Annotated in this window: 24 protein-coding genes; 6 read left to right on the plus strand and 18 right to left on the minus strand. The window is 39.1% G+C overall.

Annotation, left to right across the window (positions count from 1 at the left end; genetic code table 11):
* Window position 1: 1 nt before the first annotated feature.
* From ACW6NC_RS00665 to mraZ, 11 genes are read right to left on the minus strand one after another with little or no spacing between them, the layout of a single operon-like run.
* Window positions 2-718 carry a cell division protein FtsQ/DivIB gene (locus tag ACW6NC_RS00665; RefSeq protein ID WP_457863059.1) on the minus strand — a complete coding sequence of 239 codons (717 nt, stop codon included), beginning with the start codon at window positions 716-718 and terminating at the stop codon, window positions 2-4.
* A complete protein-coding gene (gene murC, locus ACW6NC_RS00670) occupies window positions 708-2,066 on the minus strand; it encodes a UDP-N-acetylmuramate--L-alanine ligase (protein ID WP_457863061.1) in 1,359 nt (452 codons plus the stop codon). The genes ACW6NC_RS00665 and murC overlap by 11 nt, the downstream gene beginning before the upstream one ends.
* Window positions 2,067-2,068: 2 nt before the next feature.
* Entirely contained in the window at window positions 2,069-3,163 is a 1,095-nt protein-coding gene (gene murG, locus ACW6NC_RS00675; protein WP_457863063.1) for an undecaprenyldiphospho-muramoylpentapeptide beta-N-acetylglucosaminyltransferase, read from the minus strand.
* A 1-nt stretch (window position 3,164) separates the two neighbouring features.
* On the minus strand, window positions 3,165-4,367 hold the full coding sequence (locus tag ACW6NC_RS00680; protein ID WP_457863065.1) for an FtsW/RodA/SpoVE family cell cycle protein: 1,203 nt from the start codon (window positions 4,365-4,367) through the stop codon (window positions 3,165-3,167).
* 29 nt (window positions 4,368-4,396) lie between these two features.
* Window positions 4,397-5,767 carry a UDP-N-acetylmuramoyl-L-alanine--D-glutamate ligase gene (gene murD, locus ACW6NC_RS00685; protein WP_457863067.1) on the minus strand — a complete coding sequence of 457 codons (1,371 nt, stop codon included), beginning with the start codon at window positions 5,765-5,767 and terminating at the stop codon, window positions 4,397-4,399.
* On the minus strand, window positions 5,767-7,002 hold the full coding sequence (mraY, locus tag ACW6NC_RS00690) for a phospho-N-acetylmuramoyl-pentapeptide-transferase (RefSeq protein ID WP_457863069.1): 1,236 nt from the start codon (window positions 7,000-7,002) through the stop codon (window positions 5,767-5,769). Before mraY ends, murD begins: the two co-directional genes overlap by 1 nt.
* A 36-nt stretch (window positions 7,003-7,038) precedes the next feature.
* Window positions 7,039-8,505 carry a UDP-N-acetylmuramoyl-L-alanyl-D-glutamate--2,6-diaminopimelate ligase gene (locus tag ACW6NC_RS00695; protein WP_457863071.1) on the minus strand — a complete coding sequence of 489 codons (1,467 nt, stop codon included), beginning with the start codon at window positions 8,503-8,505 and terminating at the stop codon, window positions 7,039-7,041.
* On the minus strand, window positions 8,502-10,508 hold the full coding sequence (locus ACW6NC_RS00700; RefSeq protein WP_457863073.1) for a penicillin-binding protein: 2,007 nt from the start codon (window positions 10,506-10,508) through the stop codon (window positions 8,502-8,504). The genes ACW6NC_RS00695 and ACW6NC_RS00700 overlap by 4 nt, the downstream gene beginning before the upstream one ends.
* A 1-nt stretch (window position 10,509) precedes the next feature.
* Window positions 10,510-10,827 carry an FtsL-like putative cell division protein gene (locus tag ACW6NC_RS00705; RefSeq protein ID WP_457863075.1) on the minus strand — a complete coding sequence of 106 codons (318 nt, stop codon included), beginning with the start codon at window positions 10,825-10,827 and terminating at the stop codon, window positions 10,510-10,512.
* Window positions 10,828-10,843: 16 nt separating this feature from the next.
* Entirely contained in the window at window positions 10,844-11,740 is an 897-nt protein-coding gene (rsmH, locus tag ACW6NC_RS00710; protein WP_457863077.1) for a 16S rRNA (cytosine(1402)-N(4))-methyltransferase RsmH, read from the minus strand.
* Complete coding sequence (gene mraZ, locus ACW6NC_RS00715) at window positions 11,727-12,194, minus strand: division/cell wall cluster transcriptional repressor MraZ (protein WP_457863079.1); 468 nt, start codon at window positions 12,192-12,194, stop codon at window positions 11,727-11,729. Before mraZ ends, rsmH begins: the two co-directional genes overlap by 14 nt.
* 279 nt (window positions 12,195-12,473) lie before the next feature.
* Here mraZ and ACW6NC_RS00720 point away from each other — a divergent pair, with 279 nt between their 5' ends.
* Both ACW6NC_RS00720 and yihA read left to right on the plus strand, forming a co-directional pair.
* Complete coding sequence (locus ACW6NC_RS00720) at window positions 12,474-13,238, plus strand: alpha/beta fold hydrolase (RefSeq protein WP_457863081.1); 765 nt, start codon at window positions 12,474-12,476, stop codon at window positions 13,236-13,238.
* Between the two features lie 35 nt (window positions 13,239-13,273).
* Complete coding sequence (gene yihA / locus ACW6NC_RS00725; RefSeq protein WP_457863083.1) at window positions 13,274-13,870, plus strand: ribosome biogenesis GTP-binding protein YihA/YsxC; 597 nt, start codon at window positions 13,274-13,276, stop codon at window positions 13,868-13,870.
* Window positions 13,871-13,874: 4 nt separating this feature from the next.
* On the opposite strand, the gene ACW6NC_RS00730 is transcribed toward yihA, so the two are convergent.
* Genes ACW6NC_RS00730 through gldB form a run of 3 tightly spaced genes read right to left on the minus strand, consistent with a single transcriptional unit; the run spans window position 13,875 to window position 15,546 of the window.
* Window positions 13,875-14,240 (minus strand): GTPase, encoded by a 366-nt coding sequence (locus ACW6NC_RS00730; RefSeq protein WP_457863085.1) that lies wholly within the window; start codon window positions 14,238-14,240, stop codon window positions 13,875-13,877.
* An 11-nt stretch (window positions 14,241-14,251) separates the two neighbouring features.
* The gene (gldC, locus tag ACW6NC_RS00735; RefSeq protein ID WP_457863087.1) at window positions 14,252-14,587 is read right to left on the minus strand and encodes a gliding motility protein GldC; all 336 of its coding nucleotides are present in this window, start codon (window positions 14,585-14,587) and stop codon (window positions 14,252-14,254) included.
* Window positions 14,587-15,546: a gliding motility lipoprotein GldB gene (gldB, locus tag ACW6NC_RS00740; RefSeq protein ID WP_457863089.1), complete on the minus strand. Its 960-nt coding sequence runs from the start codon at window positions 15,544-15,546 to the stop codon at window positions 14,587-14,589. The genes gldC and gldB overlap by 1 nt, the downstream gene beginning before the upstream one ends.
* A gap of 104 nt (window positions 15,547-15,650) precedes the next feature.
* Here gldB and nadE point away from each other — a divergent pair, with 104 nt between their 5' ends.
* Window positions 15,651-16,442 carry an NAD(+) synthase gene (nadE, locus tag ACW6NC_RS00745; RefSeq protein ID WP_457863091.1) on the plus strand — a complete coding sequence of 264 codons (792 nt, stop codon included), beginning with the start codon at window positions 15,651-15,653 and terminating at the stop codon, window positions 16,440-16,442.
* A 122-nt stretch (window positions 16,443-16,564) separates the two neighbouring features.
* The gene (locus ACW6NC_RS00750) at window positions 16,565-17,206 is read left to right on the plus strand and encodes a response regulator (RefSeq protein ID WP_457863093.1); all 642 of its coding nucleotides are present in this window, start codon (window positions 16,565-16,567) and stop codon (window positions 17,204-17,206) included.
* Here ACW6NC_RS00750 and dnaG read toward each other — a convergent pair.
* The 4 genes from dnaG to ACW6NC_RS00770 all read right to left on the minus strand — a co-directional run bounded on the left by dnaG (window position 17,199) and on the right by ACW6NC_RS00770 (window position 21,719).
* On the minus strand, window positions 17,199-19,157 hold the full coding sequence (gene dnaG / locus ACW6NC_RS00755) for a DNA primase (protein ID WP_457863095.1): 1,959 nt from the start codon (window positions 19,155-19,157) through the stop codon (window positions 17,199-17,201). The genes ACW6NC_RS00750 and dnaG overlap by 8 nt on opposite strands.
* 189 nt (window positions 19,158-19,346) lie before the next feature.
* A complete protein-coding gene (locus ACW6NC_RS00760; protein ID WP_457863097.1) occupies window positions 19,347-20,378 on the minus strand; it encodes a hypothetical protein in 1,032 nt (343 codons plus the stop codon).
* 47 nt (window positions 20,379-20,425) lie between these two features.
* A complete protein-coding gene (locus tag ACW6NC_RS00765) occupies window positions 20,426-21,175 on the minus strand; it encodes a hypothetical protein (protein WP_457863099.1) in 750 nt (249 codons plus the stop codon).
* On the minus strand, window positions 21,162-21,719 hold the full coding sequence (locus ACW6NC_RS00770) for an RNA polymerase sigma factor (protein WP_457863101.1): 558 nt from the start codon (window positions 21,717-21,719) through the stop codon (window positions 21,162-21,164). The genes ACW6NC_RS00765 and ACW6NC_RS00770 overlap by 14 nt, the downstream gene beginning before the upstream one ends.
* A 138-nt stretch (window positions 21,720-21,857) precedes the next feature.
* Between ACW6NC_RS00770 and rluF the strand changes: the two genes are divergently transcribed.
* Window positions 21,858-22,694, plus strand: coding sequence for a 23S rRNA pseudouridine(2604) synthase RluF (gene rluF, locus ACW6NC_RS00775; RefSeq protein ID WP_457863103.1), 837 nt, complete (start codon window positions 21,858-21,860; stop codon window positions 22,692-22,694).
* A gap of 83 nt (window positions 22,695-22,777) precedes the next feature.
* On the plus strand, window positions 22,778-23,200 hold the full coding sequence (locus ACW6NC_RS00780) for a VOC family protein (RefSeq protein WP_457863105.1): 423 nt from the start codon (window positions 22,778-22,780) through the stop codon (window positions 23,198-23,200).
* The last annotated feature ends 5 nt before the right edge of the window (window positions 23,201-23,205 follow it).

The following is a 23,205-nucleotide window of genomic DNA, read 5'->3' on the forward strand; positions in this document are numbered from 1 at the left end:
TTTACTTTTTCGTACAAACAACCTGGTTTCCAAATTGTAAGTTCACTTTTTTATAGGTATCGAGTTTGTTGTCTTTAAGTGCCTTTTTATAAAAGACTTTGAAATTGTTGAATTTCAAAGGGATATCTTCAGGCTTTCCGAAAAATACATTAAAACCAAGTTTGCGCATTTCCAGCTCAAAATTCCCTCCGCTTAACCTGTTTATACCTGTAATATGCTGGGTTAAAAATCTATCATTCTTTATGTAATTGACCAACGGATACACTTGAAAAACATTGTCTTCATCAAATCCAAAAAGCAACGGTACTCTGGCCGAATAATAAGGTGATAGTGGCATTACTTCGCCATTTTGATCCAGATAGAATGAAGCACCTCCCACCACACGTCCAATAGGCTTGCGCTGACTGATATCGGCATTGAGTTTGCCGTCAAGGTTCAGGTAAACTTCTGCGTTTTCAATCATATCGTGGTTCCTCAGTAGGATTTCTACCCTATTCAAATCTAAAGTTTCTTTATCTATGCTCGTAAGCTCCAAATTATTTTGTATTAACAACTTATTAACCGCTTCCTCAGTGATATAGAGGTTTTCATCCTCTACAAATTCAATTTTCACCTCACTGATTTTTCGGGATTTGTGCCGGTGCTCGGCAAAACCATAAAAAAAAGCCACTAACACCAGTAAAAACATGCCTTTCATGTAGCCTATCTTACTTTTCATTGTATAGAATCTTTTTTAAGGGTTCTACTTCTTCTCCAATATCTCCGGCACCCATCATCACAATCACACTGGCATCACTTTTTATCACTTGCTCGGCAAGCTGGTCTTTTGTAATAAGTCGTTTGGAATTCATTTTTATTTGGTCGAACAACCACACGGAATCAATTCCTTCAATTGGTTCTTCCCTGGCAGGATATATATCCATTAATAATAATTCATCAAATTTTGCCAGGCTTTTAGCAAACTCATCTCCAAAATCACGAGTCCTGCTAAATAAATGCGGTTGAAATACTGCCAATACTTTTTTCCCAGGATGCATTTCTCTAACTGCTTGGTAAACGGCTTCAATTTCGGCAGGATGATGTGCATAATCATCTATGAGCACCAGGTCTTCTGTTTTTATTTTGTAGGTAAACCTACGCCTAACCCCTTTGAAGCTATTTAAAGCCCTGGCGAGTTTTTCATCGGTTGGGGAGCCGTATTGAATAGCCATCGCCAGGGCTGTAATAGCATTTAGCAAATTATGTTTGCCAGGTAGATTAAATCTTAATTCTTTAATTTTTCCATTAGGGGTTCTAAGACTAAAATAGTAGGCCCCATTTTCAATTCTAATATCTGTAGCGGCAAAATCGGCATCATCCTCAATACCCAATGTTTTTCCGGCAATGGGAAGACCATTCCTCACAAATAGCATCCCGGAGTCTGGAACCAGAGCTGCAAAATCCCTGAAAGTCTTTTCCAACTCCTCTCTTTCTCCATAAATATCGAGATGATCAGCATCCATTGAGGTAATAGCCGCAATATTGGGAGCAAGTTGCATAAAGGAGCGGTCAAATTCATCTGCTTCTACAACGATAACCTCATCTCCTTTTAGAATCAGATTGCTTCCGATATCTTCACTAATGCCCCCCAGGAAAGCTGTTACCGGGGCTCCTGTTTCTTTCAGCAAATGGCCAAGAATTGCGGTAGTTGTAGTTTTCCCATGGGTACCGGCCACGGCAAGTGTTTGTTTACCTTTTGAAATAAGGCCCAGAACTTCCGCTCGTTTCTTTAATGGAAATTCACGACTGATAAAATACAACCATTGTTTATGTTCTTTAGGAATAGCTGGAGTATAGACCACTAATGTACCTTCAAGATGGGTGAAATCCTCTGGGATACTCCCTACAGCCTCATCATATACCACTGTAATCCCTTCGTCTTCCAGGCTTCTGGTAAGAGAGGTAGAAGTTTTATCATAACCGGCAACATTTTTTCCCTGAAATTTGAAATAACGCGCCAAGGCACTCATTCCAATCCCGCCAATGCCGATAAAATAAATATTCTTTATGTGGTTTAAATCGATCAAAATTATCTTTCTATTAATTTTTCTATTTCGTCTACTATTGCCGCAGTGGCATAAGGCAAAGCCAATGCTTTAATGTTTCTACTTAATTCTTTTTGTTTTTCCTCAGAGTTCAGCAAACTAAACATCTCATTCTCAAAATTTTTTCCTAATTCATTTTCATTGAATACATAAGCAGCGTTTCTATCAGCAACTGAACGTGCATTTTTAGTCTGGTGATCTTCTGCTACATTAGGAGAGGGAATAAACATCACCGGTTTCCCAACAATACATAATTCTGAAACACTTATTGCACCAGCACGGGAAATGATCAAATCGGCTGCAGCATAGGCCAGATCCATCCTGTTTAAAAATTCGTGGGGCTGTACGAATATGCCCTTGTATTTTTTATACTCCCCGAAATACAACTTCCCGATTTGCCAGATTAACTGGATTTCTTGTTTCTCAAATTTATCTGCCAATTTCTCCATCAATTGGTTTATTCTTCTTGCCCCGAGACTCCCGCCGAGAACCAATACAGTTTTTTTATCTGCATCTAGCTTAAAAAAATCCAGTGCTTCGGCGCGCTTGGAATCTACTTCCAGCAAATCCTGCCTAACCGGATTTCCTGTAATCACAGTCTTTTCTGCAGGAAAAAATCGTTTTACCTCCTCATAAGCGGCACATATTCGGTCCACGGTTTTTGAAAGAATCCTGTTGGTTATCCCGGGATAGGAATTTTGCTCCTGGATCAAAGTGGGAATATTTTGAGAACTAGCCACTTTTAACAACGGCCCACTTGCGAAACCTCCCGTACCAATCACTACATCTGGTTTAAAGTCCCTGATAATTTTCCTTGACCTTTTCAAACTACTCAGAAGCTTTAAGGGAAACATAAAGTTCTTAAGGCTAAATTTTCTTTGAATGCCACTGATCCATAACCCTTCGATCTTATAACCCGCCTGAGGTATTTTTTCCATTTCCATTCTGTCCTTAGCCCCAACAAAGAGAAATTCTGTTTCAGGATATCGCATTTTTATCTCGTTGGCAATAGCAATTGCCGGATAAATGTGGCCTCCTGTGCCTCCTCCAGATAATATGACGCGTAGGTCCTTTTTCATTTTATATCGCTTCACTTAAAATATCAAGCGGATTTTCTTCTTCGTTTAATCGCTCTTCAGCTTCCTTAATTTCTTCACGTTTAGCGCTTACACTAAGAATAATCCCCAGGGCCATACAGGTCATCCAAATTGAGGTTCCTCCGCTACTGATAAGCGGTAATGTCTGCCCTGTTACTGGGAACAATTCCACAGCCACTGCCATATTAATCAAGGCCTGGAAAATAATCGGCAAACCTACTCCCATTACCACAAGCTTCCCAAACATCGTATTAGCCTTGGTTGCCACAATTATAATTCTGAATAAAAGCATAAGATATGCACTCATTACCCCAAATGCTCCTATCAATCCCATTTCTTCGACTATTATGGCGTAAATAAAATCGGAAGAAGACTGGGGTAAAAAATTTCGTTGTACACTCTTTCCAATTCCCGCACCTGTAATTCCACCCCTGGCGATAGCGATTTTTGCTTTTTCTATCTGATAGTCCGCTTCGGTATCTTCATCATTAGAAAAGTTTTCAATCCGGCTTGCCCAGGTATCTACCCTGTTGGGCAAAAGACCGGGAAAAGCTTTGGCTGTAAGAATAAACAAAGTGAGCATCAGTAAACCAGCCACAATTATAATTCCCAGATATTTTGAGGGGTATCCCCCTAAGAACATCAAAACCAGAACCATAGTAAAGATAATGGCTGTAGTGGAAAAATTGGCGGGCAAAATTAACAATAATACCATGCCAACAGGCACCCATAGTGGTAAAATTGACTCCTTAAAGCTTAATTTTTTATGGGTCATTTTTGAGAGATACCTCGCTACATAAACCATCAAAACCACGGATGCCAGTGTTGAGGACTGAAATGAAACTCCTAAGACAGGAATCTGAATCCAACGGCTTGCGTTTGCCCCATCGATAATAGTTCCCTGTAATGCGGTATACAATAATAGAACAATCACCACCGGCAACATTAAAATAGACAAACCACGGAAATAATGGTAAGGAATTTTATGAATGGCAAAAAGCAGTGAAAAACCAAGTACCAAATGAAAAAAGTGAACAACAACGTACTTAAAGGTACTTCCATCTCCATAAAGATATGCAAGGTTACTACTGGCGCTATATACCGGCAAAAACGAAAATATTGCCAACAAGCCGGCAGTCGCCCAGATTACCTTGTCTCCTTTAAGATTTGAAAAAAAGTTGCTCATGGAGTTGATGCTCTTTCAGGTTTTAATCTTTATAGGTTTCTTACCGCTTCTTTAAACTGTCTTCCACGGTCTTCATAATTTTCAAATAGATCGAAACTGGCACAAGCAGGAGACAGCAATACGGTATCGCCTTTTTCCGAAAGCCTGTATGCGATTTTCACCGCTTCAGCCATAGATTGGGTTTCCACAATTGTTTCCACACAGTTACCAAAGGTGTTTTGTAATTTGACATTATCTACACCTAGGCAGATTATCGCTTTTACTTTCTCGTTCACTAAAGGGAGCAGGTCATCATACACATTCCCCTTATCTACCCCGCCTACAATCCATACGGTTTCAGATTCCATACTCTCCAAAGCATAAAAGGTGGCATTAACATTTGTTGCTTTGGAGTCATTTATATATTGAACATTATTGATCTTTAAAACCTTTTCAAGCCGATGTTCTACCCCTTGAAAATTCTCCATACTCTCGCGTATGGTCTCTTTCCTAATTCGTAACAATTGTGCTACCGTTGCGGCTGCCATGGCATTTTTAGTATTGTGTTTACCTTGCAGGCCTAATGTTTTTGTTGGCATATTAAAATGATCGTTATTTATGTTTATTACAATATTTTCGCGTTCTATACAAGCTCCATCCTCTGCTTTCTTCTTCAAAGAAAATGGAAGCTTCTGGGCTTTTACCGGATGGTTATTTAACCACCCTTTTATAATCTCATCGTCGTCATCGAAAATGAAAACATCATTCTCATTTTGATTTTGGGTAATTCGGAACTTGGAGGCTACATAATTATCCAATTTATAATCATACCTGTCCAGGTGATCCGGGGTAATATTAGTCAGAACAGCTATTTCAGGTCTGAAATTTTCAATCCCGTCCAGCTGAAAGCTGCTTAATTCCAGTACAAACCACTCAGGCTGAGATTCAGCCACTTGCCTTGCAAAGCTATCTCCCACATTTCCAGCCATTACGACTGATATTCCGCCAGCTTTAAGGATATGGTGAATAAACTTTGTGGTTGTCGTCTTGCCATTACTTCCTGTGACCCCTATTATTTTTGCTGAAGTGAAAGCCCCAGCAAATTCTATTTCAGAAATCACCGGAATCCCTAACTCGGTTAGTTTGATTACCAGAGGCGCTGTATCTGGAATACCCGGGCTTTTCATGACCACATCAGCATCTAGGATTCTTTCCTCCGTATGCTGTGCTTCCTCCCATTTAATTTCAATATTTTCAAGAACATCCTTATACTTATCTTTAATCTTACCTTTATCAGTAACAAAGACATCAAAATCAAGTTTCTTACCTAAAATGGCCGTCCCTGTTCCGCTTTCACCTCCCCCCAGGACAACCAATTTATATTGCCCAGGCTTACTTATATTTCGCCATCCCTTCTTCATTATCTAACCTTAAGTGTGATGATCGTTACAATGGCCAGAAAAATCCCTACGATCCAGAACCTCACCACAATCTTACTTTCATGATATCCTCTTTTCTGATAATGATGATGCAGAGGTGACATGAGGAAAATTCTTCTTCCTTCTCCATATTTTCGTTTGGTAATTTTAAACCAGGCAACCTGTAAAACCACCGATAAGTTTTCCATTAAAAAAATTCCGCATAACACAGGGATTAACAATTCCTTACGGGTAGCAATAGCCAAGACGGCAATTATCCCGCCGATGGTAAGGCTTCCGGTATCTCCCATAAAAACTTGCGCCGGATAAGTGTTATACCATAAAAAGCCCACCAGGGCACCGGCGAAAGCAGTGATATAAATGGTCATTTCTCCTGAACGTGGGATGTACATTATATTCAGGTAATCGGAAAAAATAATATTCCCCGAAACCCAGGCAAAAATCCCGAGTGTTAGAACTATAATGGCTGAGGACCCCGCAGCAAGACCATCAATACCATCAGTTAAATTGGCACCATTGGAAACTGCTGTGACAATAAAAATGACGATAGGAATAAAAATAATCCAGGCGTAATTTTTAAGTACAGGATTTATCCAGGTAATGAGGCTGGAGTAATCAAATTCATTATTCTTCACAAAGGGAATGGTAGTAGTTGTTGTTTTTTCCTCAGGTCCCATAACGATCTCATCGGCCTCAACCAGTAATTCCTGCTGCGAATTTGCAGGCTTATTAGTTTCTTCCTTGACGGTTATACCGGGATGAAAATACATGGTGGCTCCAACAATAAGTCCAAGTCCGACCTGGCCAATAACCTTAAATTTTCCCTGTAGCCCCTCCTTATCTTTTTTAAAGGTTTTAATGTAATCGTCAATAAAACCAATTGATCCCATCCAAAGGGTAGTTACAATAAGTAAAATCACATAGATATTGTCTAATCTGGCAAATAGCAATACCGGAATTAAGGTGGCTATTATGATGATAATACCCCCCATAGTTGGTGTGCCTGTTTTTTCATTCTGACCTTCAAGACCAAGATCTCTTACGCTCTCGCCAATCTGTTTGGTTCTTAAATAATTGATAATCCTTTTTCCATAAATTGTAGAAATTGCAAGAGCAAGGATAATTGCCATTGCAGACCTAAAAGAAATATACTGGAAGAGGCGCGCGCCTGGCACCTGGTATTCTGCATCTAGATATTCAAATAGGTAGTATAACATATCCTTATTCGGCACCTGCCTTAACTGGCTCGGTTTTTATTTATTTAATTGCTTTAAAAATTCAGCTACAATTTTTAGATCATCAAAATCAAATCGCTCTCCATTGATCTCCTGATAGGTCTCATGCCCTTTTCCTGCAATGAGAATAATATCATTCTTGGAAGCCATCTGGCAGGCCGTACGAATCGCCTGCTTTCTATTGGTAACAGCGTTGGTTTTTTTAAAATTCTGAGGCTCCACACCTGTCTCGATCTCCGCTATAATTTTATCGGGATCTTCAGTTCTGGGATTATCGCTGGTAAAGATCACATCGGTACTTAAGGCTGATGCTATGTGGCCCATCTTGGGCCTCTTTGACTTATCCCTGTCTCCTCCACAGCCTACTACTGTAATTAATTTTTCATTCTTTGTTCTTATGCTGTTAATTGTTTCAAGCACATTTTTAAGGGCATCTGGAGTGTGGGCATAATCTACGATAGCAGTTATTTTTTCTTTATCGGAAATCAAATATTCAAATCTTCCACTTACCGACTCCAGTTCGCTGATGATTTTCAGGGTTTCAAGGGTTTCCAGGCCAAGTAACTGCGCAGTGGCATAAATTGCCAGAATGTTATAAGCATTGAAATTTCCTATAAGTTTAGTCCAGAGATCTTGCCCATTTACTTTCAACAACAATCCAGTGAACTGATTTTCAAGTATCTGGGCTTGATAATCTGCGTAAGATTTTAATGCGTAAGTGTATTTTACAGCCCTTGTATTTTGAAGCATTACCATCCCATTCTTATCATCGGCATTGGTCAGTGCAAAAGCTGAGGCCGGCAACTCATCGAAAAATCTTTTTTTCATATCACGGTATTCCGCGAAATCCTTATGATAATCTAGATGATCATGGGAGAGGTTGGTGAAAATTCCACCTTTAAATTCCAGGGCACTCGTTCGGTGCTGGGCAATCCCGTGAGAACTGACTTCCATAAAACAGAATTCTACACCTTCCTCATTCATCTGACCGAGATAGGAATTTATGCTGAGAGAATCGGGAGTTGTCCTGACGGCCTGAAAACTCCTATTCCCAACCATAACTTTAACTGTAGAAAGCAACCCGACTTTATAACCGGCTTTGGTAAAAAGTTCATACAGTAAGGTTGCAATTGTAGTTTTACCATTAGTTCCGGTAACTCCTACAAGCTTTAGTTTCCCAGAAGGGTTCCCATAGAAATTTGCTGCCATATACGCCAACGCCTTTTGAGAATCCCCGACTTGCACATAAGTAACCCCATTGACAATATCTTTTGGTAACTCTTCACAAATCACCGCTAGAGCTCCTTTGTTTACCGCCTGTTCTATAAATTTATGTCCATCGGACACCAATCCTCGGATGGCGACAAAAACATCATTTAACTCTACTTTACGTGAATCAAATTGAATGTTATTAACCGCAACAGAGGTATTCCCGGTTACGGCCTCCATAGAAACCCTGTATAATATGTCTTTTAAAATCTTCAACTTAAATGCAGATTTACCTTCTGATTATTTTTTATTTTCTGACCAGCTGAAACAGACTGGGCCTTAACCTTTCCCTTGCCACGGAATCTCACTTCCAATCCAAGGTTCTCTAATAGAGATACGGCGTCCATTGCCGGCATGCCAACGACATCCGGCATAATTATATTTTCATCCTGAATCTTGGTATAATATTTTTCGAAATCATCTTCAATATTTTCATTTTTCACCTCGATAGAATTCAATTCATCTTCTATTGGGGTATCGGTATAGATCTTTTGTGCAATACGTTTAAAAACCGGTCCACTAACATCCGCACCATAATAACCCACTTTATTGTCTGGTTTATGAATGACCACAATGCTGGTATATTTTGGATTTTCAGCAGGGAAGTAACCCACAAACGAAGAGATATATCGTCTGTTGGAGGCCCAGTCGTCCATCCAGTATTCAGTTTGCGCAGTTCCAGTTTTACCCGCCATGGAAAAATTCGGGGAATAAAGACTTTTAGCCGTACCGCGTTCCACAACATTTTTAAGCATCTCCTGTACCTTAGAAAGGGTTTCAGGAGAACAGATAGCAGGATTGATTACCTCTTTATCAAATTTTTTAATGGTTTTATCCCATTCTTTTACCTCCTTAATAAATCGCGGTTTTACCATCTCACCATTATTGGCTATGGCATTATAAAAAGCAAGGGTTTGCAGAGGGGTCATCTGGATACTGCCATACCCGTAAGCCATCCATGGTAAAGAAAGGCCTGACCATTTTTTATCGCCAGGTTGGGGTATATAAGGCACACCCTCTCCTTTTATATCCAAACCTAGCGGTTCATTAAGATGCATAGCATTAAGCTTATCAATAAACTTTTGAGGTTGGTCTTTGTAATTATCGTAAATGATTTTTACTGTTCCAACATTTGAAGAAACCTCAAAAGCTCGCGCTACACTAATATCACCATATCCTCCGTGTTTTGAATCTCGAACCATTCTGCCGAGGATAGGTAGTCGTCCATTTCCAGTTTCAACGATGTCCCCTGTGTCAACCACTTTATGGTCCAGGGCAGCTACCATTGCCATTAATTTAAAAGTTGAACCAGGCTCATGTAATTCGCCCACGGCATAATTAAGTTTTTCGTAATAAGTGCCTCGGGAGGTTCTTCCTAAGTTAGAGATAGCCTTAATTTCGCCAGTTTCGGTTTCCATCACCACCACACTGCCGTGATCGGCTTCATATTTTTCTAATTGCTTAAGGAGAGCATGATGGGCTATATCCTGAATATTAACATCTATGGTTGAAATTACATCGTAGCCATCTTTAGGCTCCACTTCATTATTATCACTAATGGGTTTCCACTGACCTTTGGCTATTTTTTGTTTAAGGCGCCTACCATCGGTTCCTCTTAAATAAGAACTATAGGCTCCCTCAAGCCCCACACGGGTAAAATAACCTTGTTCATCCTGGCGCTCATACCCTACGGTCCGCTCTCCCATTTTTCCCAGCGGATGCTCCCGCACGGTTCGCTGCTCTACGATCATACCGCCTTTATATGTTCCTAGATTAAACATCGGAAACTCTTTTAGTTTAAGAAATTCTGAATAACCAAGGCCTTTAGCTATTAAAAGATAACGCTGCCTGTTAGCTCTGGCCGCGCGAAGTTTTTGAGCATAATAGGAAGCAGAATTACCCAGCATTGCAGACAACTTCTTAGATAAAGGTCCTATATTCTCTTGGAAATCCTTATCAGAAACAGTGACAGCATCAAATCTTATATCATATTTAGGGATAGAGGTAGCAAGTAAATTACCATTGGAATCATATAAGTTCCCACGATTAGAGGGTATTTTAAAGTTTCTGTATGTTCGTTCCTCAGCTAGTTGTTTATAATGTTCGCCATCGACAAACTGAATATCAAGAAGCTTTACAGCCACACCAACGGCAAACAAAAACATACAGGCTGCCACGAAGTACAATCTGTTTAATATGCCTTTTTCGGTTATTGCCATTTTATTCAGTGATATTTACTCTTATTTTATAGGGTGGTGTTTCTGACGGTCCGACACCCCTTTCACTCATTTTCCTTGTAATTGTAGATTCCATTTTAATTTTCATCAGTGCTGAACGCCGATCTACGAATTCACTTCTCAGTTCACGGACCTCATCATGTAGCTGAGCAATTTCATGAACTTTTCTCTCTGCACTATGAGAACTAGCAATCATGATAATGGCCAGCAGCGTACAAAACACAATGAACCTCCAGTTATTAACCGCATCGCGACTAATCAGAAAATTTGCTTTCAGAAGATTATAAAAACCCTTTTTCATTACTTTCTAAGAGATTTCAAATTCTTTTGGCCACCCGCAATTTTGCGCTGCGTGCACGGCTATTTCTTTCAATTTCCTCCTTTGAGGGAACGATTAATCCTCCTACCTTTTTAAAAGGAACCGAAATATTTCCGAAGAAATCTTTTTCCGGTTCTCCTTCAAACAATCCGCTTCTAATAAAGCGTTTTACCAGACGGTCCTCCAAAGAGTGATAAGAGATTAAACTTATCCGGCCACCTTCCACCAAAAGTTCCTCAGTTTGTTTTAAAAACTCTTTAAGAACCTCAATCTCCTGATTCACCTCTATGCGGATAGCCTGGTAGATCTGAGCCAGGATCTTATTTTCTTTTCCTTTAAAAAGATGTGGCTTCAGCAGATCATTAAGTTGCTCACTGCTTTCTATAGCTTTCTGCTCCCTTGAACCCACAATGATTTTTGCAAGTTTTGGAGCATTCTTAAGATCAGCATATTGATAAAACAACTGTCTCAAATGCTGTTCAGGATATTGATTGACAACCTCTAAAGCACTAAGCTTACTATCTCGGTTCATCCTCATATCCAGTTTAGCATCATAACGGATTGAAAAACCACGCTCTGCTTCATTAAACTGGTGGGATGAAACTCCGAAATCACCCAGGATACCATCTACCTGCTTTACCCCGTAAAACCTCAGGAAACGTTTGATAAACCTGAAATTTTCACTGATAAGGGTAAATCGTGGATCCTCTATCTTATTGCGCAAAGCATCTTTATCCTGATCGAAGGCAAAAAGTCTTCCTTCTGGTCCTAATCGCTTAAGGATCTCCCGGGAATGCCCTCCACCGCCGAAGGTTACATCCACATAAGTCCCGTTTTTCTTTATATTGAGACCGTCTATAGATTCCTTTAATAAAACTGGATTATGATATTCCATCGAGCTCATCATTTCCCATTACCTCTTCAGCCAGTTCGGCAAAATCATCGGTAGACTCATAAATAGTCTTCTCGTACTGCTCTTTATCCCAAATCTCGATAATGTTAATTGCGGAATTAAGAACGATTTCCTTTTCAATTCCAGCGAAACCTAAAAGATCCTTTGGAATTAACAACCTCCCGCTACCATCCACCTCTACACTTTTCACCCCGGCAGTAAATCTTCTTATAAAATCGTTATTCTTTTTCTTGAAACGATTAAGACCATTCATTTTCTTCATCAGCTTATCCCACTCTTCCATCGGATACAACTCCAGACAAGATTGAAAAACCGCTCGTTTTAGCACGAATCCCTCCTGCAACATAGGCGCAAGTTGTTTCTTTAACGCTGAAGGCACCATTAAACGGCCTTTAGCGTCCACCTTGCATTCATATGTACCGATGAGATTTACCACTAATTAGATTTTCAAAGTCAAATATATTGAAAATATTACCACTTTTTACCACTTTCTACCACATTGTTGATAAATTTTTCCCTCCTATTGCACTGAAAGACTTTTCAATACACCTATGAGGTTAAATTTCAGAGGCTTGGTTTTATCCTAAAATTTTGTGTTAAAAATGGGTGCTAATCCTGTTAAATGCTGTAAGGAATTGCCTTTGCTATTTCTCAAAAATGATTATACTTGTATCGAAATCGCTATATTTGCGATTGCTAACCGCAAAGGCTATCAATGAAAAATAATTTAAGGCAAGAGGGTAAATTTACATACCTGGAGAAAGGAGAAGGAACTCCGATAGTTATTTTACACGGACTGATGGGTGGCTTGAGTAATTTTGATGGTGTTATTAATTATTTTCCTCCTAAGGGCTATAAAATTTTAATTCCTGAATTGCCTTTATACTCCATGTCTCTGCTTAAAACAAGCGTGGGTACTTTCGCAAAATATATCAAAGAGTTTGTTGATTTTAAGGGCTTAGACAAAGTGATTTTGTTAGGAAATTCCCTGGGAGGTCACATTGGACTTCTTACTACCAAACTTTATCCAGAGATGGTAAAGGCACTGGTTATAACAGGAAGTTCCGGTTTGTATGAAAACGCAATGGGAGAGAGCTATCCTCGACGTGGTGATTATGAATTTATAAAGAAAAAGGCACAAAACGTATTTTACGATCCCCAAGTGGCCACCAAAGACATTGTCGATGAAGTGTATGAAACGGTCAGTGATCGCAACAAACTGGTAAAAACTCTTGCTATTGCAAAAAGTGCAATCCGCCATAATATGGCTAAGGATTTACCAAAAATGCGCACTCCAACATGCATTATCTGGGGTAAAGACGATAATGTTACTCCTCCAGAAGTTGCAGAGGATTTCAAACGCCTTTTACCTGATGCCGATCTTTACTGGATCGATAAATGTGGCCACGCTGCTATGATGGAACATCCAGAACTTTTTAATGAGCTCCTGCATGGATGGCTAAAAGAACGTAATTTCTAATAGACACATATTTTTGGTGTTATAATTTATTCCTGATGAAAATCAAATCGGCTGAATTTGTGGTTAGCAACTCAAAGGTGGACAAATGTCCTGATTCCAACTTGCCTGAGTATGCTTTTATTGGCCGAAGCAATGTGGGAAAATCCTCGTTAATCAATATGCTTACAGAGCGCAAATCTTTAGCGAAAACCTCAGCAAAACCGGGGAAGACACAACTTATCAACCATTTTCTTATTAACGAAAACTGGCATTTAGTAGATTTACCGGGATACGGCTATGCAAAGGTCTCTAAATCTGCCAAAAGAACTTTTCAGAAATTTATCACTGCTTACTTTGGGAATCGTAACCAAATGCTTTGCGCCTTTGTGTTAATCGATAGCCGCCACAAACCTCAAAAGATTGATTTGGAATTTATGCAATGGCTTGGAGAAAACCAGATTCCCTTTTGTATCATCTTTACCAAGGCTGATAAGTTAAAACCAAAGGTTCTGGAATCCAATATTCAGAATTACCAGTCTGAAATGCTTCATTACTGGGAAGAAATGCCGAAATTTTTTATTAGTTCGGCTACCTCAGGTATAGGCAAGGAAGAAATTTTGGATTATATCGAATCAATTAATCAGCATCCTTGATTATTTAAGAACTCGTTCTATCTTCAAGAAGAACAATTAATTCCTTTACGTTATCCAATTCCTCCAGCTCCTCGGTTGAAATTAAAACCCCCATTTCTCCTTGATCCTCCCATAAAACTATAGGGAAGGTAAATTTATATCCGAATTTTGAGGCATACTTTTTCTGAAATTCATCCAAATGCAGATAATCCATCTCAATATCCGAATTCCTTATAAAATCCTTCCATACCTTTTTTTGTGAAAAAACTCCATGGGTAAGTTGACATAAATTACATGTCTTAGAATTGGAGCCCATGAGCTTAAGAACGGCATCTAAAAAAGCATTATGGCTACCCGAAAACGCATTATAAACAAAGACTAACTTATCCAAATAAGCTCAATTTATTTCTTGGTAATTTCCAGCTTTTCCGCAAAATAATCGCAGAAATCCTTCATCGTATCAGTCATTTTCTGATCCTGGGTAGCACGATTAAAGGTATCACTCATAGAGACAAGCGTCTGATGGAAGAACTTTTTCATTTCATCTACTGGCATATCTTTAGTCCAGAGGTCTATTCGCAGGGTTTCCTGTTGTTTACTGTCCCAAACAGAGAGCATCATAGCCTTAGCTTCTTCTTTATAAACATTCCCGTCTTCGGCACTCCAGTAAAGCTCCTCTGGCACCTGATTTTCATCAGTTACTACTTCTATATTTATTTCAGATTTTTTGTAAGCCATTATTTTCTGGGTTTATAATTTGCATTATTAAAAATTGTTTCAGCTTCGGTTTGTAACATTTCTTCTACCGAAACTTCATTTTTTTTCATATAATTTCTAATGATCTGCCAGCCAATATATTGCCCCAACCGGTCTGGTGATTCATTATCAAGGGCAAGGTAAAATTTACTAAAGGGTGCCGGATATAAAAACCGAGTACTCAATTCAGAGTCAGTATCAAAGATCATCTCCTTATCTACAAAATATCGCCAAATTTGTTCTTCATTGTTTTGCGCCCATTTTAGTTCCTCCGCAGTGTAGCCAATTTTATCGGCATCACTTCTTAAAGGGATCAACAGATCTTTAAGATAAAGCATTTTCCCGTAGTAGATCATATGCGCAAGAAAAGTGCGGGCCTGGGGCCTGGGAACATATCTTTTAGCATAGGCCTGGGCCACATCTGGAAGTATTTGAGACCTACGAAAATTCTTTTTCAGGTATTCCTGTAATCCGATATAGAAATGATGGTCTTCCCCAAGGTAGGTATCCAGGGCGATAAAAAGCTTATCCTCTGAAATCACCACTTTATTCTTATAATCTACTTCAGAAGTAATGGTAATCACATCCGGGGCTTCGAAACTGGGGAAATAATATTTTAAATGCTGGAATAACCTGTATAATTCATCTTCTTCCTGAGAAAACGAGGGAAAGGTTTTGGCTACTTCTTCGTTAATTTCCAACTGAATAGTGTCTGTCATTTTCTCTCTCCATACCTGATCGCTAAACTGCTTTGGAAAAAGATAGGGATATTCTGCTTTCAATTCGGATAAGTTTTCCGGGATAGCTTCAGCAAATTCCTTATCAAACCGAATGGTCTCAAACTCCACTTTTATCTTCTCAATCTCCCTTTCAGTTTCAGATTTATTCTCGCAGGAAAAAAAACCAACAACACTGAAAAACAACAGCAATCTCTTGATCATACGATATTCTTATGAAGGCTTTAACGCCAGGGGCTTTTATAAATTACCTTTAAGTGGTAGTTTTGAGGCAAAGGTATTATTTACAAACTAATTCACCCAAAATTATGCAGATTGAAAAAGTAGTAGATCATATTGTTAACTGGTTAAAAGATTACGCTACCAAAGCCAATATGAACGGTTTTGTGCTAGGTATTAGCGGAGGTATTGATTCTGCAGTAACTTCTGCACTATGCGCAAAAACAGGAATGCGTACGCTGTGCCTTGAGATGCCGATTCATCAACAAAAAAACCAGGTTACCAGGGCTCAAAAACACATACAGTACTTAAAGGAACATTTTGCCAATGTAAGTAACCTGGAGGTTAACCTCACCCCTGTGTTTGAAAACTTTAAACAATCTGTTCCAGCTACCGAGTCTTCTGATCACCACTCTTTAAGTCTTGCAAATACCCGTGCTCGGTTGAGAATGACCACCTTATATTATTTTGCCGGAGTACACGGATACCTAGTAGCTGGCACCGGAAATAAAGTTGAGGATTTTGGGGTTGGTTTCTTTACAAAATATGGTGATGGAGGAGTGGATATAAGCCCTATCGCTGATTTAATGAAAAGTGAAGTTTATCAAATTGCCCATTACCTCCAACTTTCTCCTGAAATAATTAATGCGCTACCGACCGACGGGCTTTTTGACAATAGCCCCAGCGATGAAGAACAAATCGGGGCCTCTTACGATGAGTTGGAATGGGCAATGCTACAGGCAGAGCAAGGAAAAACGGAGGATGACTTTTCTGGGAGACATAAAGTTGTTTTTCAAATATACCAAAGACGACACAGAGCTAATTTACACAAAATCAACCCAATACCTGTTTGCGAAATTCCCGTTCATCTTAAAAACTAATCATTTTATCGAATAAGCATTTAAATCTTCTCTTTTTAATACGAAAACAGGTATTTTTAGGTAAGAAAATGTAAGCCTAAGGCCCTACAGGCGTACATTTTATTCCAACACCAACCTGTTTTATGAATACTATATTGATTGCAGATCATCATCCTGTGGTAAGCGAGGGCATCGGTAGCATCATACGTATGAATCCAGCCCTGGAGATTATTGGTAAGGTTACCAATGGTAATGAACTCTTCAAGTTTCTAACGCAGCAAATTCCTACAGTATTAGTTCTCGAATTAGATCTTCCTGAGATTCATGGAATTAACGCCATACGGACCTTAAAAAAAGAATATCCTGCCTTAAGAATACTAATTTTTAGCTACCACGCAGAAGAATTGTATGCTTTGAGTGCAATTAAAGCAGGTGCTTCCGGTTATATTTCTAAAACTACCGATCCAGAAACCTTAGAATCCGCGATTTATCAGGTAGCAAGGGGAGGAATATATCTGAATAAAAAAATAACCGAAAAATTAAACACCGGAATGTCCAAAGGCAAAAGCCTAATTACAAAATTTAAAAAGCTTTCCACCCGGGAGATCGAAGTCCTGAATCTTATTTCTGCAGGAAAACGCAATAAGGACATCGCCGAAACCCTTAATATCAATGAAAAAACGGTTAGTACTTACAAGACTCGTTTGCTGAAAAAATTAAATGTAGATAATGTTGCTGATTTGATTACCAGGTCTCGATTACTGGAAATAAATCCCTCTACATAACACGATTCAGTTTATCAGAAAGCACCTTTTTAAGACTAAGGTAATCCATAATATCCTGAAGTATTGTACTACTATCAATATCAGGATTGGAAGTTTTTACCTGCGAAGACAGTTCATCTATTTTCTGATTGATTAAAAAACGTCTTAGGGAGAGGATGGTTTCAGATACCAGGCGCGAAAGCGTTTCCTTCTTGGTCTTTACAAAAATATTTTGGCGATCCCAGTCATGCAATTCATACTGCTCTTCCTCCATCAAAATATTCGTTATTGTCGCTGCTTTCTCAGCATCAATTTCATTGATGAAAGTCTCCGTAGCAAAAGCATCACTGCTGTTAAGCCTATCGATAAGTTCACTATAAAGTTGCTGGAAATCAGGATTGGCAAAAGCTATTTCATCTTCCTGAAGATCCAGAAAAATCTTTTCAAAAACTTTGGCTTTTTGTATTTCAGGCTCTAGAACCAACTCTCCATTTTCTTTCTCCTTTAAAAGAAGATCTTCGAATTCCTCTTCCTCTTTGCCATATAATAAAAGTAAACTAATAATTTTTTTTTCCAGTTCAAATTGCTCGTCTACTTTGGGAGTAGTTTGTTTTTCCTCCTTTACAACATCAAAAGATTTCCTAACGGGCTTATTTTTGGTTTGCTCAACCGATTTTTTAGTTATCTGAGCCAGACTTGAATACAACACTTCTTCGGAGATATCCATTATCCTGGAACATTCCTGAAGATAAACTTCCTGTTGAATATTATCAGGAATTTTGGAAATGCTTTGCACTATCTCCCTGATTAATCCGGCTTTTTTAACCGGATCATTTTGGGCCTCTTCCATTAAAAGGGATGCTTTAAAGGCAATGAAGTCCTTTGAATTCTCTGCTAAAAAGTCCCTCAATTCCACCTCGGAATTTTTTCGGGCAAAACTATCGGGATCCTCTCCTTCTGGGAAGGTAAGAATCCTCACATTCATTCCCTGTTCAAGGATAAGGTCAATGCCGCGCAGAGAAGCTCTCAAACCGGCTGCATCCCCATCAAATAGCACGGTAATATTCTTTGTAAGGCGATTAATGAGCCGTATCTGATCCGAGGTAAGGGCGGTACCTGAGGAAGAAACTACATTTTCTATTCCTGTTTGATGAAATTGAATTACATCAGTATACCCCTCAACTAAAAAGCAATTATCTTCTTTTGCTATGGCCTGTTTAGCATAATTAATCCCATAGAGCACCTTGCTTTTATGGTATATCTCACTTTCAGGAGAGTTGAGGTACTTTGCGGCTTTTTTATCGCTGGAAAGAATTCTTCCCCCAAAACCGAGCACTCGACCCGACATTGAATGAATAGGAAACATCACCCGGCCTTTAAACCTATCAAAGGGATTTTCTCCTTTTTTAATACTAAGCCCGGTTTTTTCCAGAAATTCAAGTTTATAACCTTCAGCCAGGGCTTCTTTGGTAAAAGCATCCCACTCATCAAGACAGTAACCCAATTCAAATTTTTTGATGGTTTCCAGAGAGAATCCACGCTCTTTGAAATAACTTAACCCAATTGCCTTTCCCCGATCTGTTTTATGAAGAATTTTCTGAAAATATTTATTAGCGAATTCTGAAACCAGGTACATGCTTTCCCTCTCGTTGGCCTGAACCTTTTGTTCATCGCTTTGCAGCGTTTCCTCAATTTCGATCCCGTATTTCTTTGCCAGATATTTTATAGCTTCGGGATAGGTAAAATGCTCGTGTTCCATAAGAAAGGCTACCACGTTACCACCCTTCCCGCTTGAGAAATCTTTCCATATCTGTTTTACGGGTGATACCATAAAACTAGGAGTGCGCTCATCAGAAAATGGACTTAAGCCCTTAAAATTCGATCCCGATTTTTTAAGCTGAACAAAATCGCCGATAACCTCCTCAACCCGGGCGGTTTCAAACACATTGTCTATGGTTGTTTTTGAGATCAAATTCAAGGCTTTAAACCTCACAGGTTTTGATCACCTGTGAGGTTCGATAATTTAAAACAAAATTACTAAATAAAAAGTGGCTAAATCGAATGTTTTAAAAAGGAAGAATATTAATTGGATCCCACTATCCAGCGGGAATAATTCGGCCATCGCTATTTTGTACCCTCAAGTTTCAAAAAACAAGACTCATTAATCCACATCGAATCGAAGTCCGAGGGAGAAATTATGTAATTCCCGGTTTGGATCCTTGAATATTGGGTTCAGGTCGTATTTCCCGTACAAGGTAGCACCACCCCAGCCCAGGTAAGCACTTATACCGTAAACCAAATCGTTGGTATTATAATCGTTTTTAAGCTTTTCTTTTACCCTTTCACCATCTACTTCATATTTGAGCTTTTGGCGTTCCCCTATATTAAATCCGGCATAACCTCCCAAACCTATTTTTAATTTCCCAACGGTAGAATAACGTATCCTGTCTTCATATTCATTCCTGGTAGACGGGCCAAACTCAAAATGTACCGGGACAACCAGATTATCCATCCTAAACTTTGATTTTTTGAGATCATAATTAAATTGGGATAAATAAGTTTCATCGCCGTCCTGTTCAAAAATCCTATTATCAACCGGTTTCAACCCATTAAACTGAAAGGAAACCCCATACTTTAATCGAAGCCAATTAGATTTCTCAAAAACGCGTGTCTTCCATGCCCAACCGATTTCAAAAAACCTGCTCCCGGCCAATTTGAAATCGGAATCGTTAAGGGACTGACCTTCTTCAAGCGCGTTATTAAATCCGGCCGCGATTACGATGTCGTTGGTAGTTCTTTTATCGTATTTATTGGGATTCGTTTCCAATCCTCCCACTTTCCCTTCTTCCCCAAGGATTAACCAAACACTTTTATCATTAGGAGAATTTCTGGATTCCAGAGCAAATTGGTTTTCTAAAATTGCGATCCGGTTTTCAATATTTTTGGCATGTTTTTCGGCAGCGGCCTTCTTTTGAAGCCTGGCCGATTCCGCAGTTATTTCTCCTTTCTCAACGAGACGGTTCAGGGAAGAAACTCTAACTCTTAACTGCTCTTTTTCCTCAGCAATGATTTCTTTCTTTATTCTTTCAAGAGTTTCATTCTGTTGGTAAACAGAATCCTTTGATTGAGCATACATTTCCTGGAATATCAGAGAACTTAAACTTAATACTAGGTAGATGATTACTGTTTTCATAAAAATTGATTTGATTATTGATGAATGACCCCAAATGGGGATGATGGTTATTTATTACGATTAGAAAATGCATAACTCGCTTCTTCAAAGCCTTCTTTTAACAGTTCAAAAATCTTCTTTCTAAAAGAATGATCGAGTTCTGTTTCAACATCGGCCAGAAGGGCAGCTGCATTTACGCTTCCATTTTTATTAAATGTCTGTTTGCGGGTAAGTTGATTTGCGGCTTCTAGCAGCAAAGCGTCAACTTCAGCATCGGTGAGATCTTTTTCGGCTTGTTCAGAAACAACCATTGTAATGGCCTCTTCCAAATCATTTTCCTCTATAGCTGTCTCCTGAAATGAGGGTTCATTATTTATATTTTTAAGCCCGAAATGGAGATTTTCAACTTCAGCGGAAGCAACTACTAATTCTTTCCGCGTTTTATCTTCTCCCTTTTTTTGCGGGGTTTCACCAGTAGAAGCTATTGCTTCAGGTTGCCCGGCTTTGGTTTCTTTTCCTTCAGAAGCGAGCTCCACCGGTTCAATAAATTCTTCAATAACAGGAGAATTTTCAGGACCTTTTTTGGTGGGCTCTTCCACAATATCAGGGGATCCAGGGGTCGTTCTAAAAAACAGGTTTCCTGCCAGGAAAGCCAATACCAGCAGTGCGGCTACTAAAGGCCACCAAATTCTGAAATTTTTCTTTTTCTCATCTCTGCCCAGGTTGGCCTCGAGTTTCTCCCAACTTCCCGCTGAAGGTGTAATTTGGCGCTCCCTCAACTTCTTTCCTGCCTGCTCTTCAAATCTATGTAGTGCCATAAGCTGTGTTTTGTGCGATTAATTTTTCCTGTAATATTTTTCTTGCTTTAAAAAGCTGAGATTTGGAAGTTCCTTCAGTAATCTTCAGCAGTTTGGCTATTTCAGCGTGTTTATAACCTTCGATAGCATACATCACGAACACCATTCGGTAACCTTCCGGGAGTTCATCAATTAAAGCTTGAATCTCTTCCACACATAATTCTGAAGAGACCGTTTCGGGAATTTCAGGTTGTAAAAACTCATCCTCTAAGAATTCTAATTTCTTGTTTGATCTTATGAAGGATATGCATTCTCTTATCATTATTTTCCGAACCCAACCTTCAAAGCTGCCTTGGTCTTTAAAGCTTTTCAGATGAAGAAAAACCTTTAGGAAGCCGTTGAGCATTACCTCCTCAGCTTGTTGTATATCCTTTATATAAAGCCGACAAATGCTTAGCATTTTTCCAGAATACTCCTGGTAAAGATGGCGCTGCGCTTCCCTATTTTGGTTAGCGGCACGCTTTATAAGCAATTTCTGGTTTCTAAAAAGTTGAATTACTTTCACTGGTGATTTTAAATTAAGCTCCTATATACATAGACGCAGGAAAGTTACAAAAGGTTGCCTGTGATTTCATTTTTTTTAAAAAAATGTGATTGAATAGAGCATGTCAAATCTTGTATCTTTGCAGAATAATTCAATTTTATGGCCGAAAAGAAACTTACCCGAATTAATAAATATCTAAGTGAAGTTGGTTATTGTTCCCGTCGTGAGGCTGACAAGCTAATAGAACAAAGTCGTATCACTCTGAATGGGGAAGTTCCTGAGATGGGTACTAAAATCGCTCCTGGAGACAAAGTCCGTGTTGATGGCCAATTGATTTCAGGTAAAGAAAAAAATGAACCGAATGTATATTTAGCCTTCAATAAACCTGTTGGTATTGTTTGTACTACTGATAGGAGGGTAGAAAAAGATAACATTATTGACTTTATAAATTATCCCAAACGTATTTTTCCTATTGGCAGATTAGATAAACCCAGCGAAGGCCTTATTTTCCTTACCAATGATGGCGACATTGTGAATAAGATCCTAAGGGCAAGAAATAACCACGAAAAGGAATATATCGTAAAGGTAAACCGACCCATAACCGACGACTTTATAAATAGAATGAGCAACGGAGTTCCTATTCTTAATACCACTACCAAAAAATGCGAGGTAGAAAAACTGGGGAAATATGAGTTTAGGATTGTTCTAACCCAAGGACTTAATCGTCAGATAAGACGAATGTGTGAATTCTTAGGTTACCAGGTCAATGCTCTCAAACGCATAAGAATCATGAATGTCACCCTTGACGTGCCCGTGGGTAAATGGCGTGAACTTACTGAAAAGGAGCTGCAAACGATCAACAAAATGGTGGATGATTCGATAAAAACAGAAGAGGCTTCCAAACTTGAGGAAACAGCATCCTCTAATTTTAAGAATGATTCCAAACCAAAACACAAACAAAACCGGACTTCCCGGGGGCAAAGGCGCAAATCTTAACAGATTATTAGCGAACTTCATTGATATTATGTTAAGATAACTTCCTAATTTTAATTCAACTCAAACCAGGTAATTATCTAACTATGAAAATACCACCGTTTCACCTCGCAATACCTGTTTCCGACCTCCAAAAGAGCCGAAAATTTTACCGGGACACTCTGGGATGTGGAGAAGGGCGAAGTAGTGAGCACTGGGTTGATTTTAATTTTTTCGGGCATCAGCTTGTTATTCACTATAAACCTCCATCAGAAATCGAACACGACCACTCCAATCCCGTAGACGGAAAGGAAGTGCCGGTACCACATTTTGGGGTTGTGTTGGAATGGGATGTATTTCAGGAATTTTCTAAATTATTAGAATCCAGGGGAATAGAATTTATTATTGAACCTTATATTAGGTTCAAGGGAGAGGTTGGCGAGCAGGCGACTATGTTTTTTAAAGACCCCAGTGGTAATGCATTGGAATTTAAAGCTTTCAAAAACCAGGATCAGCTTTTTGCTTCGTAGTCTTA

The sequence above is a fragment of the Salegentibacter profundi genome, from assembly GCF_054121475.1.

Coding starts and splice junctions, on each gene's coding strand:
- murG (WP_457863063.1), bottom strand. CDS start 3,163: ATGAAAAAGGACCTACGCGTCATATTATCTGGAGGAGGCACAGGAGGC.
- yihA (WP_457863083.1), top strand. CDS start 13,274: ATGAAAATCAAATCGGCTGAATTTGTGGTTAGCAACTCAAAGGTGGAC.
- ACW6NC_RS00705 (WP_457863075.1), bottom strand. CDS start 10,827: ATGAAAAAGGGTTTTTATAATCTTCTGAAAGCAAATTTTCTGATTAGT.
- mraY (WP_457863069.1), bottom strand. CDS start 7,002: ATGTTATACTACCTATTTGAATATCTAGATGCAGAATACCAGGTGCCA.
- nadE (WP_457863091.1), top strand. CDS start 15,651: ATGCAGATTGAAAAAGTAGTAGATCATATTGTTAACTGGTTAAAAGAT.
- ACW6NC_RS00680 (WP_457863065.1), bottom strand. CDS start 4,367: ATGAGCAACTTTTTTTCAAATCTTAAAGGAGACAAGGTAATCTGGGCG.
- ACW6NC_RS00765 (WP_457863099.1), bottom strand. CDS start 21,175: ATGGCACTACATAGATTTGAAGAGCAGGCAGGAAAGAAGTTGAGGGAG.
- ACW6NC_RS00720 (WP_457863081.1), top strand. CDS start 12,474: ATGAAAAATAATTTAAGGCAAGAGGGTAAATTTACATACCTGGAGAAA.
- ACW6NC_RS00700 (WP_457863073.1), bottom strand. CDS start 10,508: ATGGCAATAACCGAAAAAGGCATATTAAACAGATTGTACTTCGTGGCA.
- ACW6NC_RS00760 (WP_457863097.1), bottom strand. CDS start 20,378: ATGAAAACAGTAATCATCTACCTAGTATTAAGTTTAAGTTCTCTGATA.
- ACW6NC_RS00780 (WP_457863105.1), top strand. CDS start 22,778: ATGAAAATACCACCGTTTCACCTCGCAATACCTGTTTCCGACCTCCAA.
- murD (WP_457863067.1), bottom strand. CDS start 5,767: ATGAAGAAGGGATGGCGAAATATAAGTAAGCCTGGGCAATATAAATTG.
- ACW6NC_RS00665 (WP_457863059.1), bottom strand. CDS start 718: ATGAAAAGTAAGATAGGCTACATGAAAGGCATGTTTTTACTGGTGTTA.
- ACW6NC_RS00750 (WP_457863093.1), top strand. CDS start 16,565: ATGAATACTATATTGATTGCAGATCATCATCCTGTGGTAAGCGAGGGC.
- gldC (WP_457863087.1), bottom strand. CDS start 14,587: ATGGCTTACAAAAAATCTGAAATAAATATAGAAGTAGTAACTGATGAA.
- gldB (WP_457863089.1), bottom strand. CDS start 15,546: ATGATCAAGAGATTGCTGTTGTTTTTCAGTGTTGTTGGTTTTTTTTCC.
- rsmH (WP_457863077.1), bottom strand. CDS start 11,740: ATGGAATATCATAATCCAGTTTTATTAAAGGAATCTATAGACGGTCTC.
- rluF (WP_457863103.1), top strand. CDS start 21,858: ATGGCCGAAAAGAAACTTACCCGAATTAATAAATATCTAAGTGAAGTT.